Below are 13,193 nucleotides of genomic sequence, written 5' to 3' on the forward strand. Positions count from 1 at the left end.
TCAAATAGGTTGGTTTTTTATCGTTATTTAGAGCCTTTATCCCATTGACAAAGTGTTACTCTGCACCCCGTTGAAAAATCATCCAGGGGTAAAAGATGGCTATTCAGGGTATTGAAGGGGTACTCCAGCAGATGCAGGCCACCATGCAGGTGGCGCGCAATAATGCTGTTGAGACGCCGCCCTCCGTGAGTTTCGCCGGAGAGTTACAGGCCGCGCTTGGACGTATCAGCGATACGCAAAACGCCGCCCGCACTCAGGCGGAAAAATTCGCAATCGGCACGCCGGGCGTGGCGCTGAACGATGTGATGGTCGACCTGCAAAAATCGTCTATCTCGCTGCAGATGGGCATCCAGGTGCGCAATAAGCTGGTTGCGGCGTACCAGGACATTATGAATATGCAGGTTTGATAGGTTTAACTCGCTGATAAGTTTGAAATTAACTAATCTGAGCCCATCACCTGGGGCATGGGTGGGGCAAAGTCAGATAATTTCTGGTTTAGCATGGTGATCTGTTCACGGTTGTTATCGGACATCCAGGAACCGTACACCTGATACACCATTTGCGAGTTAGCATGCCCCATCTGGTTTGCGATAAAATTGGGGTTTGCTCCTGCTGTTAATGACCAGCATGCGTATGTATGGCGCGACTGGTAGGCTTTCCGATACCGGACGCCAGCGCGTCGCAGTGCCGCTTCCCAGCTCTGGTTTACTGAAGCCACAGCATAGTGATGGCCCGCTTTTCCGTTGGTGGCGCTCAGGGATGGATTGAAGACAAAAGTGCAAGGGTGGATGGTAGAGCGTCCGAATTCCCGCAGCTTAACTTCGATCTGATATTGCTTACCAAGACGTGTCATTTCTGCCTGGCGTTTCAGTACATCCAGTGCAGGCTTGATCAGGTAAACGATCCTGTCTGTGCCAGCCTGAGTTTTCGGTAGCGTGAACTCTTTCATCATCGTGTGGTTTCTTCTAACCATCAGCGTTCCAGCCTTTAAATCGATATCTTCCCAGGCCAGTCCGCAAAGCTCCCCATGTCTTAATCCGGTATATACAGCGAGCGACCAGAAGTTTTTTATCTGCAGATTGCCGCAGGCTTCGATCACCCTTGAAAACTCCTCCCGCGTTAGCGGATCTGGTTCAGGCTTTGCCTTTTTAAGGGGGGATATTCCCTCAAACGGGCTTTTCTCAATGTAACCACCGCTAACGGCAAATCTGAAAATGCCATGCAGAACTGACATGTACGCGTTAACAGTTGGTACTGATCTGCCTTTAACCGGCTTTGTTTTTCCGGCTGAAAGGATCTGGTAGCCTGTCAGCAACTCTTTTCGCAGGTAAAGCAGAGCTTCAGTGTTAATCGCCGAAACCAATTTTTTTTCACCAATCATCGGGATCACATTTTTTACGATTGAGTCGTAACGTCGCATGGCATTGGTTGTTATCTCCATACGTTTGAGGCCAAGCCATCTTTCAGCCAGCGCCCCGATGGTAATTTCTCTTTTGTTTACCCCAAATTTCTCCAGATTTGGCGAGTCAGGAAACTGATTCGCATAATCAAAGCAGCCCGTTTTGATAGCAAAACAAACAGAGGCCCGCAGAACCCCGGCCACTTTGCGGTTTTTAGCGGTGTCAGGGACACCGAGGTTTTCCCTGACACGCTTTCCTTTATACAGAAACCATATGCGCAGCTTGCCGCCATGGTTTTCTACACCCGTTGGGTAAGACGTATTACTCATTGAAGCCTCCCAACGTCCAAGAGCGCACCATAGCTTAAGCCTTTCCAGACAAAACAGCACCAGGCTGTTTTGCAGCCTGTCGTTCAATCCACGCATTTATCGCTTCGCAGTTATAAACGCATTCGCTGTTTGGCTTCGGTTCACCATCTGGAGCGATATGAAGGTATTCCCGGCCCTGCATCCAGGATGTTTTGCGCGCTTTGGCGATCGTGCCGGGGCGGAGCCCGGTAACGGCGACGAGCTTATCTTCGGTGATCCATTTGTTTGGCGTTACCGCAGGTCGCAACTTATTGCGCTGCCGGTACCGGGCGGAGCCGGTCCGGTGCAGTACCGGTATGCAGTGAGAGTATCAGGCCACTGCGTGCCCGTCAGCTACCAGCTCGTTCAGCAGATGGTAGGGGAGTTTAACCGCCAGGCGGAGGCTTTCGCGTGCAGGAACTCAACAGACGATACCGCGACTGGCGGGGAACTGAAGTCCACGTCACCGGTTACGACCCAGAAAAACGACAGGTTATCTTCCGGCGCGCGGGTTACCCGCACGACTGCATGCAGCCTGTTGAGCGGTTCCGCGAGAAGTTCAAAAGGGTGGATGCATGAGCGTTAAGTTATCAGCGTACGTGTGGGATGGCTGCGCGAGTGCCGGAATCAAAGGCACGAAGCTGCTGATCCTGGCGCGCCTGGCTGATTTCTCCAGCGATGAAGGTATCAGCTGGCCCAGCGTCGACACCATCGCGCGCCAGATTGGCGCCGGTCGCAGCACCGTAATTACCGCAGTTGGTGAGCTTGAGCGTGACGGATGGCTGACCCGTAAAGAACGCCGTCAGGGCCAGCGCAGTGGTACCAACATCTACACGCTGAACGTGCCGCGCCTGCGCCAGGCGGCTGCCGGTGCTTATTCTCAGGGTCCGGTTTCTGAACATTCAGAATCTGGACGTTCAGAATCTGAAGGTTCAGAAGCTGGACGTCCAGAATCTGAACGTCCGGAAAACCGCAAAAACAGCGCTTCTCAGGGTCCAGAATCTGGACACGATCCGTCAGTAACTTCAAAACAAGAACCATCAGATAAAAAACCTTCTTGTCAGGTTGCCGGGCAACCCGACGCTGAGCAGCTGATCACCGATAAAGCGATTGCTGTGCTGAAGCACCTGAATCTGGTCACCGGCGCGCGTTACCAGAACTCGAAATCCTCACTGGAGAACATCCGGGCCCGGCTGCGCGAAGGGCATTCCGTGGAAGACCTGCAGCTCGTGGTCGACTACAAACACGAGCACTGGCACGACACGGAAATGTACGACTACATGCGCCCGCAGACGCTGTTCGTCCCGGGCAAGCTTGAAGGCTACCTGCTGAGCGCCACCCGCTGGAAAGAGCGCGGACGCCCGTCCCGCCAGCAGTGGAAGCAGCGCAGTGTGCAGCGTGACAACAGCGCATTTAAAGCCAGCTATGCCGGTGTTGATTACAGCCAGGTTCCGGAGGGGTTCAGATCATGAAAAACGAGAAGCTGAAACACGAGGTTTTTGAAGAGCTGGCCTGCCAGCTGGAAAGACAGCATCTGTGGCGCCGCGCCGCGCATGTTTACCTGGCTGCGTTCGATGCTTCGAAGAGTAACCGGGACCGCGAACGGCTGGCGAAGAAGCGAACCCAGTGCCTGAAGATGAGTAACCGCGTTGGTTACGTGGAAGGCCGTTGCTATCTGGCCGGTAACTATGTGGGGGAACTGTGATGCACGCGTTGAATACTTATAACCAGGCGCTGGCGGCGCTGCGCAGCAAACCGGCTCACGAACTTAAGGAAGTCGGCGATCAGTGGCGCACGCCGGACAATATTTTCTGGGGCATCAACGCCATGTTCGGCCCGCTCGTACTGGACCTGTTCTCTGATGGCGAGAACGCCAAATGTGAGGCTTATTACACAGCGGAAGATAACGCGCTGACGCAGGACTGGTCCGCGCGTCTGGCCGAGCTCAACGGCGCCGCGTTCGGCAACCCGCCGTACAGTCGCGCGTCCAGGCACGACGGTCAGTACATCACCGGCATGCGCTACATCATGCAGCACGCCAGCGAGATGCGGGAAAAAGGCGGGCGGTACGTCTTTTTGATTAAAGCGGCCACCAGCGAGGTCTGGTGGCCGGAAGACGCGGATCACATCGCCTTTATCCGTGGCCGCATCGGTTTCGATCTTCCGTCCTGGTTTGTACCTAAAGACGAAAAGCAGATCCCGTCCGGCGCGTTTTTTGCGGGTGCCATTGCGGTATTCGATAGGACCTGGCGCGGCCCGGCAATGAGTTACATCAGCCGCGACGAGCTGGAAGCGCACGGCGACGCGTTTATTGCACAGATACGCCGTCAGGCTGAACGCCTTCTGATGAGTAACCGCCTGGAACCTGATGAGGATGAAACAGATCCGCATTCAGAAACTGAGCCGCAACTGCAGGCTGCTGAAACAGAGTTGCCACTGACAGCAGCCGACATCCTGGAACGAAGCGGCGTTGAGGTATGGGCCTGTGCTTGCGCGGCGTTCGGCAGCAAAGAGGCGTATGCGTTCCATGAATCCCGCTTTGCTCACAGCTGGGCCGCGGACTCCGTAGAAAGCCCGATGCTGGTGACGGTGACCGCAGACGTCATTTCGCGCGCGCAGTCGCTGATTAAAGAGCATCACAACGGCGTCAAGCTGCGTGCTTTTATGGCCCTCAATGATTTTGTTTTTCAGGACGATGCGGAGCGGAAAGACATGCACGAACGGCTTGCGACGGTCGCTCGCGAAGCTGAAGAGCAGCATGGCCTGGCGATGGATGAGTTTCTGCTGGTTGTCGGGGCAATTGACACCACGCACTGGCGGAACATTCGGCAGCTTAGAGCCTCCATTCGCGAAATGGCTGGCGCGCGGGAGAAAGCGGCATGAATTCCACCTCTGCTTTGACCGCCCGCCAGCAGGAGGTGCTGAATATGCTCGCGGATTTCCAGAGACGAAACGGTTACCCGCCGACGCAGAAAGAAGTGGCCCAGCTTATGGGGGCCGCTTCACCCAACGCTGCGACCGATATGCTGCGTAAGCTGGAGAAGAAAGGCGCCATATCGTTATCAAAAGGCGTCGCCCGCGGCATCACCATCAACGGCAGGGCCAAAGAAGATGAGGCAGTTACTTTGCTGCGCGCGATGGTTGCTGGTGATGAGAACGCGAAAGCTAAGGCTGTATTGTTTCTTGAAAGGCTGAGGAGGATATCTTGATCCATTATCACGGTGGACCAATCACTCCTGATACCTGCGCCATTCGCGCATGGAAAGGAAGGCATGCCTTTGTCTCGTTTGCACATCCGGGCCAAATAAACCTTGTATCTGAATATTGCCAGTCATTCGCGCTGGACAATGGTGCATTCACTGCATGGAAGGCTGCAGGACGTAACAAAATCGACTGGCGAGATTATTACGAATTTGTAGCACGCTGGAAAAATCATCCCGGTTTCGATTTTGCAATCATCCCGGACGTGATCGATGGTGGTGAAGCTGAGAATGAGGCTTTACTCAATGAATGGCCACATGGTGCCTTTTTCGGGGTTCCTGTTTGGCACATGAACGAGAGCGATGATCGCTTTATTCGCCTCTGCAAACACTATCCGCGGGTGGCAATTGGTAGTTGCGGAGAATATGACGTTAAAAGTCCGAATCTGGCTGTGGCACGCATAAAAGACCTCATACGTCATATAACGGATGATTTCGGACAACCAGTAACGAAACTGCACGGCTTGCGCATGCTGAACCCGCTCATTTTTACAAAGCTACCACTTGCCAGTGCCGACAGCACAAACGTTGCAAGGAATATTGGGATTGATAAAGCCTGGTCAGGAGCCTACGCGCCAGCTTCCAAAGAAACCAGAGCCGCTGTGCTTGTTGAACGTATCGAATCCTTTAACAGTCCCGGCTCACTCAGCTATTGCGAGCAGAGGGATAAGCTTGTAATGCAGCTGCAATTAGCGGTTTAGGGAGGGTTATGAATATGAAACTCATCCTGCCATTCCCTCCCAGTGTTAACAGCTACTGGCGCGCCCCGACTAAGGGGCCGCTAAAAGGCCGTCACCTTGTCAGCGCCGACGGGCGCAAATATCAGAGCAATGCCGCAGCGGCAGTTGTTGAGCAACTGCGGCGCATACCCAGGCCTGTCACCAGCCTGCTGGCGGTGGAGGTGGTGCTTTATCCGCCTGACCGGAAACGCCGCGATCTGGATAACTATCTGAAGGCACTTTTCGATGCGCTGACGCTGGCCCATGTCTGGGAGGACGACAGCCAGGTGAAAAAGATGCTGGTGGAATGGGGCCCGGTAACCAGCAAAGGGAAGGTGGAAATAACGATCAGTAACTTTGTGGCGGGTGCAGCCGCCTGACAGATGGAGAAACCTATGAACCAGACACACCCGATTTCATTTTGCCCTAAGCATCATGCGGCGCTGGCAGGTCAGGAGCTTTTTATGTCCAGCCGGGAAATAGCCTCGCTTGTAGGTTCACGTCATACCGACGTATGCACCGCCATTGAGCGGTTAATAAAGAAGAGCGTCATTGATGGGTAGAGGAAGTGGAAGAACTCTGTAATCACTGCGGTGGTAAAGGGGTTATCAGTACGGCCTGCCGGGACTGCTCGGGACGGGGAACGGCGCTTGACCGTAAGCGTACCGAGTTACACGGCGTGCCGGTGCAAAAGCTGTGTGAACGATGTGGCGGTAAAGGGTTTGCACGTCTTCCCACCACTCTGGCGCGCCGTCAGGTGCAGGTGCTGGTGCCTGATATGACCGATTACCAGTGGTACAGCGGGTTTGCTGACGTCATTAATCTGCTGGTGACGAAATGCTGGCAGGAAGAAGCATTCGCGGAAAAAATGCTGCGAGAAGTCACACGTTAGAAGCCTGATTAAACATTTTAGCGACACGATGCTTGCTAAATTCAAAAAAATTGGGTAGGATTTTTCTAACGATGGGCGTTGTATATCTACCGTTCAGAACCCGCCATTGAGCGGGTTTTAAATTTTGTAGCGTAAACTTAGCTTCGATCAAAAATTCAGCTCTATAACATTCAAACTTTTCGAGGGTAATGAGATGCTACTATCTCCCCAAGCAACAGAGTGAAGAATGATGCATATCACATTTGACGATATTGTTCAGGCAAGACAAGATGTTGAGGATAAACTTAATAACCTGACACAAATTATGCGTAAAGAAGCGGGTGAGTTTCTCACGCAATACAGGAATTCCTTATCTACAGGCAGAGAGGTTTGGTCTGATGGTAATAGGACTTATCCATTTGCAAGAATAACTAACTGTAATGAACAGGGCCTTTCTCGACTTCAGCCTGTAAATGAGTTAGTTCTTGATGCAAGGAATTCTGTATCCTTTGTACTTGAAACCGTAGTTGACATTAATACTAACGGTGGCTCTTGGGAAAGTATTGATATTCGAATGTATCAGCAAGGGCGCAGCATCATTATTGAAATACATCCAGGTAATCGCTGCGTGGAAATTCCTTTTAATAGCGGTGATAATAGCTATTTCGAAGCGTGTAAGGCTGTTAAAGAAACCGTGGTTGAAAAGATTAGGTCCAGACTATCTAATTAAAGTAACTAATTTTTAAATAGGCCGCCGAGAGGTGGCCTTTTTGTTATTCAATGTATCCAATATAAAAATCATCATCAAATATATCCGCGTAACCTTATATTAATTACCGTTCACATTTCCCCTCGCTCAGAGAGGATGCACAGCATATAGAGGGGGCTAAATGTCCGATCCGGTTTCGGGAACTGTCGCGACAGGGGCTGCGCTTACTGGTGCAAGCATCTACGGACTGCTGACCGGCACAGATTACGGTGTAATTTTTGGCGCGTTTGCCGGTGCGGTCTTTTATGTTGCCACCGCGGCAGACCTAACGCTGATCAGACGCGCGGCCTATTTCGTTGTTTCGTATATCGCTGGCGTTTACGGTGCCGGACTGGTGGGCTCCAAACTTGCCAGCTGGACGGAATACAGCGACAAGCCGCTTGATGCACTGGGGGCCGTTATCCTCTCTGCGCTGACGATTAAAATCCTGACGTTCGCCAGCCAGCAAGACCCCGCGCAGTGGTTCCAGCGATGGAGAGGGGGAGCCAATGGTAATAAGTGATCCTCTGGTGCTGACCAACGTGGCGACGTGCTCGGCCATTGTGCTGAGGCTGATGCTGTTCCGTAAGCCCGGTGCCCGCCATCGCTGGTGGGCGTCGTGGCTGGCATACCTGATTATTCTGGCGTATGCCTCGGTGCCGTTTCGCTACGCCTTCGACTTTTACGTCCACACACACTGGGCGTCGGTCATCATCAACTTAATCATCTGCGCCGCCGTGTTCCGTGCCCGGGGCAACGTAGCGCGTCTGTTCAGGTACTGAGGCCCGAATGAACCAACAACAATTTCAGCAGGCGGCTGGTTTAAGCGCCAGCTTAACTGTGCGCTGGTTTCCGCACATTGACGCGGCGATGTGCGAGTACGGCATCACTGCGCCGGTCGCTCAGGCAATGTTCATTGCGCAGGTCGGCCATGAAAGCACTGGCTTTACCAGGCTGGTGGAGAGCTTCAACTACAGCATCGCAGGGTTGAACGGTTTTGTCCGGGCTGGCCGGCTAACTCAGGATCAGGCCAACATGTTGGGCCGCCGCACGTATGAAAAGGTGCTCCCCCTTGAGCGTCAGCGCGCGATTGCCAATCTGGTTTACAGCAAGCGCCTCGGTAATAACGCCCCGGGTGATGGCTGGAAATATCGCGGACGCGGGCTCATCCAGATCACCGGGCTCGAAAATTACCACAACTGCGGCGCCGCGCTGAAACTCGACCTTGTGAGCTCGCCGGAACTGCTTTCCGAAGACGCCACCGCAGCGCGCTCTGCAGCATGGTTCTATACCAGCAAAGGCTGCCTCAAATATCCGGGCGATGTGCTGCGCGTCACGCAGATTATTAACGGCGGGCAGAACGGGCTGGAAGACAGACAGGCCCGCTATGCGGCAGCGCGCCGGGTGCTCTGATGGCTGCGCTATGGGGCTTTGTTCGGACATGGTGGAAGCCGCTACTCTTCCTAGCAGCTGTTGGATTCGCGCTTTATTACCGGGCCTCGCTCACAAAAGCAGAGGCATCTTTAACCAAAGTTAATCGTGAATTAAAACTGGCTAAAGATGACATTGAGGATATGCAGCGCCGTCAGCGCGACGTAGCGGCTCTTGATGCGAAATATACGAAGGACTTAGCGGATGCTCAGAAAAATATTGCTCAGCTTGAGCGCGATGTGGCTGCTGGCCGTAAGCGGTTGCAGCTTAACGCCACCTGCCCCGCGAACGGAGCGTCCGGCACCACCCGCATGGATGATGGCACCGGCCCCCGACTTAATTACGCCGCTGAACGGGATTATTTCATACTCAGACGTAGAATAAATAGCGTTACTCGCCAATTGGTTGGTCTCCAGGAATATGTTCGCGAGCAGTGTCTAAAATAATCAATGCAGTATGCCCTTAAACAAGGAAGGGCTAGATAAACAGGCATCCTTAGTTTCAATGCTGTAAAATAAGCAGCTCTTATAATGCTACCGTTACTCATTTCTTTTCTAAATAATAATATGTTTTATCTAATTTAAAACTAAATTTAAGATTTAAAAAATCAGGGCCCGCTTCGGGAAGAAGTTAGGGCCTTTTTTATTAAAAATTAAATCTGCTTTTGTATATAATCCCTTTGTCAAATCGCGTTCCAACATATTTTCTTAAGTTGGCTTTAGGTGATGTGACAGAGGATGAGTCTAGTTTATAATCATTATCCGAAACATGTATGATCATACCATCGTAACGAGGTTCAAATGTTGAATCATTATTTATCTCTTTAATTTTCTTTATTAATAAGTCGCTAAGCTCTTCAGTGGTGAGTTTTTTGGCCTCGTCATGAATGTCGGTAAGAATACTTATTATTTTGCTTTTAGGGGAGAGTGACCGATAAGCCTTCTTGGCATCATCTATATCTTTTTGAAGCTCAGAAGCTTTTTCTTTATAACTCTCAATTTCAATATCTTTTTCATTCGACTTGCAGACGACTCGATAAGTAGTAAACCAGCCGCTAAAAAACGCTCCTACAAGATAGGTGATTACAGTTATACGGTCGCCATAACTTGTTACTGCTTCAGGGTAAAGATGTTTAATAAATATTAGCGCTCCAGTAGGCACTCCGACTGCAAGTGTGGATGCTGCCCAGCCTACAATAAAGATGTAAAGATCACTTTTCTTTTTTTGTGTTTTCATCAGTCTTTCTCTTTATCGACGGCTGGTAATATATCTACAGCTGACTTGACTAAGTCGAGGGCAATATTAACTCTGAGTTCAACTATGTCATTATTTGAGACATCACTAATAGTGATTACTTCCTCACGAGTGAATATGAACTGATTTTTTTCTTCATTAGAAACTATACATTTTGTTCCAACTGCATAGATGTTGAATTTATTAATGAGGTCAAATATTGGCGTGTTGAATTTATAGTCGGGCAATGCAATTGGATTAGAAACATTTATTACAATATATTCATCGCTGAGAGGTTTAAGCATCATAAAGAAAAGTTCTTCATCATGTTCAAAGCGAAACATTAAAGCACCCTCATCAAGCTCTCTTTCCTCGGTCACTTTAATGAAATTGATTTTTTTTATGGTTTCGCTCAATGTCTTTAAATATTTATTCACTTTTATCTCTCTATATTTTCATTTCTGTTAGTAAAATTTACTGTCAGAAATTCTATAAAATTTAACCAAATGAGTATAGTTAAATCTTTGCCAATCCAATTGGGCGTTTTTTAATCGCAAACCAGTTGTTATTTATTCGCTTGTAAATTATAGGTGTTATGCATGCCATACGCTATCCCTCGTGCCTGCCGCAAATGCGGATGTCCTGACACCACCATTGACCGTTCGGGCTACTGCGAGGCGCATCGTAATGAAGGCTGGCAGCAGCATCAGCGAGGAATGAGCCGCCACCAGCGTGGTTACGGCAGCAAATGGGATATCATCCGCGCCCGCATCCTTAAACGTGACAGGCACATCTGTCAGGAATGTCTGCGCAATGGCAGGCCGCGCCCGGCTGAAACCGTCGACCATATCATCCCGAAAGCTCATGGCGGCACGGACAACGACAGCAACCTTCAGGCGCTGTGCTGGCCATGCCATAAACGTAAAACCGGCAGAGAAAATACCAAAAATTGATAGTTTTCTTTTGTTAGCAATTGAACAACGATTCTCGTTCATTTGTTAAAACAGGAGAAAAGTATGTCTTTCCAAAAAGGCGAAGCCTCAGCCTTTATGACTCGTATGGTTAACAATACGGCCAGTTATGTAACATTAATTGCTGCCATGACATTTATTGTCATTATGGCCGATAAGAAAGGCTATCCCGGAGTGGGAGTGCCCATGGCCATTATTTACGGGCTATGTGCAATAGCTCTTCTTGCATATTGGATTAAAAATGTCATGGATGAATGCAGAAAATTTAGAGTTGATAAGGAAGGGTTTTGGGCTGGTTTACATGTATCCATCATTGGTTTAGTTACCGTATTAGGTTGTTCTGGCGCAGTCATCGTCACCATCTATACGCTTACGCGGAAGAGCCCGGCCAGAAAAAGGCTGATTCCGAAAAAGACCCCGATCCGAAAGGAAAGGGCAAGGCCAAATAAGGGGCGCAAATGCTGACCAAAGAGCAGGTTAAGCATCACTGCAATATCGAGCCGGATTTTACGGAGGACGACAACTGGATCGAAAACAGCATAAAGGCGGCTTCGCGGTATGTGGAAACGTGGACCCGCCGCCGGCTTTATGATTCATCTGAAGATCCGGGCTACCTTTCCGACCCTGACCACCTGCTTTACAGCGATGATATTGAAATGGCGATGCTGATGCTTATCGGGCACTGGTACGCGAACCGTGAAGCGGTCAACGTGGGTAACGTCACCTCTGCGCTGGCCCTCTCCACCAAAGCACTTCTTCAACCTTACCGGGTGTATGGCGTATGAAAGCAGGAAGACTACGGCACAGGGTAAGCCTGCAAAAACCAGCTACCGGGCGGCTATCGTCCGGGCACCCGCCATGAAGAGGCCACGCAAGTGGCTTTGCAGCGGATGAATCAGGCGATCGATGAGGTGCTGGCGAAGTGACGGAGGCTGATATCTACGCGCGACTCAGTACACTGGCAGGCGGCAATGTTTTCCCGTACGTCGCTCCCCAGGGCACAGCAGCCCCGTGGGTGGTTTTTCTTCTGCCCTCGTCTGCCAGCGAGGATGTTTTATGCGGACCGGCAGAAATCGCCTGCACGGTTCAGGTAGATGCCTGGGCCAGCTCGATTGACGACGCCCGCGCGCTGCGCGAGCAGGTTAAATCAGCTCTCTCTGATCTGCATCCTGTTGGTCTGAACGAGATTAACGCATACGAGCCTGATACTGCGCTGTACCGCGCCACGCTGGAAGTTCAGATCTGGCAATAATCCACTCTGCCGCCTCCGGGCGGCTTTTTTATATCCGGAGCTCTCTATGTCCTCAAAATACGAAAAAACGCAGGGAACGAAAATTAACGTTTCCGCCGATCCGGCAACGGTGCCTAATCCCACCGGTGCGACCTGGCAGTCCATTAACTGTTCGACCAAAGAACTCAGCTATACCGGCGGGCAAAAATCGGATATCGACACCACCACCCTTTGCTCCACCGAGCAGGAGATGACGAACGGCCTGGCTGCGCCCGGGGAGATGACGGTTTCCGGTAACTGGTCAGCAGATGAAGAAGGTCAGAACACGCTTCGCGCCGCCTACGATACCGATGCACTGCATGCGTTTCAGGTGATTTTCCCCTCCGGTAATGGTTATGCGTTCCTGGCAGAAGTACGCCAGAACAGCTGGAGCTTGGGCACGGCCGGGGTGGTGACGGCGTCGTTTACGCTGCGCATCAAAGGAAAACCCGTCCCGATCGTACCGGCCCCGGCAGCAGGTTAATCACAGCGGCGATAGCCGCTTTTTTAATGCTAAAACGAGAGTTATGAAATGGAAAAGCAGGTTTCACAGAGTTCACTTCGCGCGCTTGCGCTGGCACCGATGGCGGGCTTCCGTACAAAAGTCGTGACGGTACCTGAATGGGAAAACGCCACGGTAAAACTGCGTGAGCCTTCCGCTCAGGCCTGGCTGGAATGGCAGCAGGTGCTTAACCCTAAGCAGACAGATGGCGAAACGGATGAATTGACGGCTGCAGAGCGCGCGCTGCGTAACAAGAGCGCTGACGTCGTGTTGTTTATTGATGTACTTCTTGAAGAAGATGGCACGCAGGTCTTTTCTGAAGAAGACAAGCCGCAGGTGGAGCTGTTTTATGGCCCGGTGCACGCCCGTCTTCTTAAGCAGGCGCTCGATCTGACCACCTCGGCCTCCGAAGTGGAAAAGCCGTAAGCCAGCCCGGCACCT

At 51.3% G+C, this 13,193-nt stretch carries 23 protein-coding genes and 3 pseudogenes; 22 read left to right on the forward strand and 4 right to left on the reverse strand.

Going from position 1 to position 13,193, the window contains the following annotated elements; translation table 11 throughout:
* Nucleotides 1-95 precede the first annotated feature (95 nt).
* Nucleotides 96-407, forward strand: a complete 312-nt coding sequence (fliE, locus tag AFK66_RS06870; RefSeq protein ID WP_004384862.1) for a flagellar hook-basal body complex protein FliE — start codon at nucleotides 96-98, stop codon at nucleotides 405-407.
* A 32-nt stretch (nucleotides 408-439) separates the two neighbouring features.
* Here the strand turns inward: fliE and AFK66_RS06875 are convergent, their stop codons facing one another.
* Both AFK66_RS06875 and AFK66_RS21245 read right to left on the reverse strand, forming a co-directional pair.
* Complete coding sequence (locus AFK66_RS06875; RefSeq protein ID WP_007774940.1) at nucleotides 440-1,729, reverse strand: tyrosine-type recombinase/integrase; 1,290 nt, start codon at nucleotides 1,727-1,729, stop codon at nucleotides 440-442.
* Nucleotides 1,730-1,763: 34 nt separating this feature from the next.
* Nucleotides 1,764-2,015: an excisionase family protein gene (locus AFK66_RS21245; RefSeq protein ID WP_071603019.1), complete on the reverse strand. Its 252-nt coding sequence runs from the start codon at nucleotides 2,013-2,015 to the stop codon at nucleotides 1,764-1,766.
* Between the two features lie 143 nt (nucleotides 2,016-2,158).
* Between AFK66_RS21245 and AFK66_RS21250 the strand changes: the two genes are divergently transcribed.
* From AFK66_RS21250 to AFK66_RS06935, 14 genes and pseudogenes are all read left to right on the forward strand, one after another.
* Nucleotides 2,159-2,326, forward strand: coding sequence for a DUF4222 domain-containing protein (locus AFK66_RS21250; protein WP_015386538.1), 168 nt, complete (start codon nucleotides 2,159-2,161; stop codon nucleotides 2,324-2,326).
* A complete protein-coding gene (locus tag AFK66_RS06885; RefSeq protein WP_032983760.1) occupies nucleotides 2,323-3,219 on the forward strand; it encodes a conserved phage C-terminal domain-containing protein in 897 nt (298 codons plus the stop codon). The genes AFK66_RS21250 and AFK66_RS06885 overlap by 4 nt, the downstream gene beginning before the upstream one ends.
* Nucleotides 3,216-3,452: a PerC family transcriptional regulator gene (locus AFK66_RS06890; protein ID WP_007776158.1), complete on the forward strand. Its 237-nt coding sequence runs from the start codon at nucleotides 3,216-3,218 to the stop codon at nucleotides 3,450-3,452. The genes AFK66_RS06885 and AFK66_RS06890 overlap by 4 nt, the downstream gene beginning before the upstream one ends.
* Nucleotides 3,452-4,630, forward strand: a complete 1,179-nt coding sequence (locus AFK66_RS06895) for a phage N-6-adenine-methyltransferase (protein ID WP_007776157.1) — start codon at nucleotides 3,452-3,454, stop codon at nucleotides 4,628-4,630. The genes AFK66_RS06890 and AFK66_RS06895 overlap by 1 nt, the downstream gene beginning before the upstream one ends.
* On the forward strand, nucleotides 4,627-4,956 hold the full coding sequence (locus AFK66_RS06900; RefSeq protein ID WP_007776155.1) for a LexA family protein: 330 nt from the start codon (nucleotides 4,627-4,629) through the stop codon (nucleotides 4,954-4,956). The genes AFK66_RS06895 and AFK66_RS06900 overlap by 4 nt, the downstream gene beginning before the upstream one ends.
* Nucleotides 4,953-5,708 carry a hypothetical protein gene (locus AFK66_RS06905; protein ID WP_032968278.1) on the forward strand — a complete coding sequence of 252 codons (756 nt, stop codon included), beginning with the start codon at nucleotides 4,953-4,955 and terminating at the stop codon, nucleotides 5,706-5,708. Before AFK66_RS06900 ends, AFK66_RS06905 begins: the two co-directional genes overlap by 4 nt.
* Nucleotides 5,709-5,722: 14 nt before the next feature.
* Nucleotides 5,723-6,106: a RusA family crossover junction endodeoxyribonuclease gene (locus tag AFK66_RS06910; protein WP_032968904.1), complete on the forward strand. Its 384-nt coding sequence runs from the start codon at nucleotides 5,723-5,725 to the stop codon at nucleotides 6,104-6,106.
* 15 nt (nucleotides 6,107-6,121) lie between these two features.
* Nucleotides 6,122-6,286: pseudogene (locus tag AFK66_RS21255) on the forward strand (phage regulatory protein/antirepressor Ant); the annotation flags it as partial.
* Between the two features lie 2 nt (nucleotides 6,287-6,288).
* Nucleotides 6,289-6,618: pseudogene (locus AFK66_RS06915) on the forward strand (antitermination protein Q); the annotation flags it as partial.
* A gap of 226 nt (nucleotides 6,619-6,844) precedes the next feature.
* The gene (locus tag AFK66_RS22270; RefSeq protein ID WP_105609544.1) at nucleotides 6,845-7,327 is read left to right on the forward strand and encodes a hypothetical protein; all 483 of its coding nucleotides are present in this window, start codon (nucleotides 6,845-6,847) and stop codon (nucleotides 7,325-7,327) included.
* 160 nt (nucleotides 7,328-7,487) lie between these two features.
* Nucleotides 7,488-7,868 carry a phage holin family protein gene (locus tag AFK66_RS06920; RefSeq protein ID WP_032983761.1) on the forward strand — a complete coding sequence of 127 codons (381 nt, stop codon included), beginning with the start codon at nucleotides 7,488-7,490 and terminating at the stop codon, nucleotides 7,866-7,868.
* The gene (locus tag AFK66_RS06925) at nucleotides 7,855-8,127 is read left to right on the forward strand and encodes a phage holin family protein (protein WP_007776138.1); all 273 of its coding nucleotides are present in this window, start codon (nucleotides 7,855-7,857) and stop codon (nucleotides 8,125-8,127) included. Before AFK66_RS06920 ends, AFK66_RS06925 begins: the two co-directional genes overlap by 14 nt.
* Nucleotides 8,128-8,134: 7 nt before the next feature.
* Complete coding sequence (locus tag AFK66_RS06930) at nucleotides 8,135-8,758, forward strand: glycoside hydrolase family 19 protein (protein WP_032983762.1); 624 nt, start codon at nucleotides 8,135-8,137, stop codon at nucleotides 8,756-8,758.
* Nucleotides 8,758-9,222, forward strand: coding sequence for a lysis protein (locus AFK66_RS06935; RefSeq protein WP_032968274.1), 465 nt, complete (start codon nucleotides 8,758-8,760; stop codon nucleotides 9,220-9,222). The genes AFK66_RS06930 and AFK66_RS06935 overlap by 1 nt, the downstream gene beginning before the upstream one ends.
* Nucleotides 9,223-9,421: 199 nt before the next feature.
* Here the strand turns inward: AFK66_RS06935 and AFK66_RS06940 are convergent, their stop codons facing one another.
* Nucleotides 9,422-10,012, reverse strand: a complete 591-nt coding sequence (locus tag AFK66_RS06940; RefSeq protein ID WP_032968273.1) for a hypothetical protein — start codon at nucleotides 10,010-10,012, stop codon at nucleotides 9,422-9,424.
* Nucleotides 10,012-10,446 carry a hypothetical protein gene (locus tag AFK66_RS06945; protein WP_032968271.1) on the reverse strand — a complete coding sequence of 145 codons (435 nt, stop codon included), beginning with the start codon at nucleotides 10,444-10,446 and terminating at the stop codon, nucleotides 10,012-10,014. The genes AFK66_RS06940 and AFK66_RS06945 overlap by 1 nt, the downstream gene beginning before the upstream one ends.
* Nucleotides 10,447-10,608: 162 nt before the next feature.
* Here AFK66_RS06945 and AFK66_RS06950 point away from each other — a divergent pair, with 162 nt between their 5' ends.
* The 7 genes and pseudogenes from AFK66_RS06950 to AFK66_RS06975 all read left to right on the forward strand — a co-directional run bounded on the left by AFK66_RS06950 (nucleotide 10,609) and on the right by AFK66_RS06975 (nucleotide 13,178).
* Entirely contained in the window at nucleotides 10,609-10,962 is a 354-nt protein-coding gene (locus tag AFK66_RS06950; protein ID WP_032968269.1) for an HNH endonuclease, read from the forward strand.
* 63 nt (nucleotides 10,963-11,025) lie between these two features.
* The gene (locus tag AFK66_RS22600) at nucleotides 11,026-11,445 is read left to right on the forward strand and encodes a hypothetical protein (RefSeq protein ID WP_032968268.1); all 420 of its coding nucleotides are present in this window, start codon (nucleotides 11,026-11,028) and stop codon (nucleotides 11,443-11,445) included.
* Nucleotides 11,439-11,765, forward strand: a complete 327-nt coding sequence (locus tag AFK66_RS06960) for a head-tail connector protein (protein ID WP_007776129.1) — start codon at nucleotides 11,439-11,441, stop codon at nucleotides 11,763-11,765. Before AFK66_RS22600 ends, AFK66_RS06960 begins: the two co-directional genes overlap by 7 nt.
* Before the next feature lie 66 nt (nucleotides 11,766-11,831).
* Nucleotides 11,832-11,906, forward strand: a pseudogene (locus AFK66_RS23275) (HK97-gp10 family putative phage morphogenesis protein); the annotation flags it as partial.
* Nucleotides 11,903-12,232, forward strand: coding sequence for a DUF3168 domain-containing protein (locus tag AFK66_RS06965; protein ID WP_007776127.1), 330 nt, complete (start codon nucleotides 11,903-11,905; stop codon nucleotides 12,230-12,232). The pseudogene AFK66_RS23275 and the gene AFK66_RS06965, both read left to right, overlap by 4 nt.
* A 46-nt stretch (nucleotides 12,233-12,278) precedes the next feature.
* Nucleotides 12,279-12,734, forward strand: a complete 456-nt coding sequence (locus tag AFK66_RS06970; RefSeq protein WP_004388601.1) for a phage tail tube protein — start codon at nucleotides 12,279-12,281, stop codon at nucleotides 12,732-12,734.
* A gap of 48 nt (nucleotides 12,735-12,782) precedes the next feature.
* On the forward strand, nucleotides 12,783-13,178 hold the full coding sequence (locus AFK66_RS06975) for a phage tail assembly chaperone (RefSeq protein ID WP_007776123.1): 396 nt from the start codon (nucleotides 12,783-12,785) through the stop codon (nucleotides 13,176-13,178).
* Nucleotides 13,179-13,193 lie beyond the last annotated feature (15 nt).

Source organism: Cronobacter malonaticus LMG 23826 (assembly GCF_001277215.2).
In the GTDB taxonomy this organism is placed as follows: Bacteria; Pseudomonadota; Gammaproteobacteria; order Enterobacterales; family Enterobacteriaceae; genus Cronobacter; species Cronobacter malonaticus.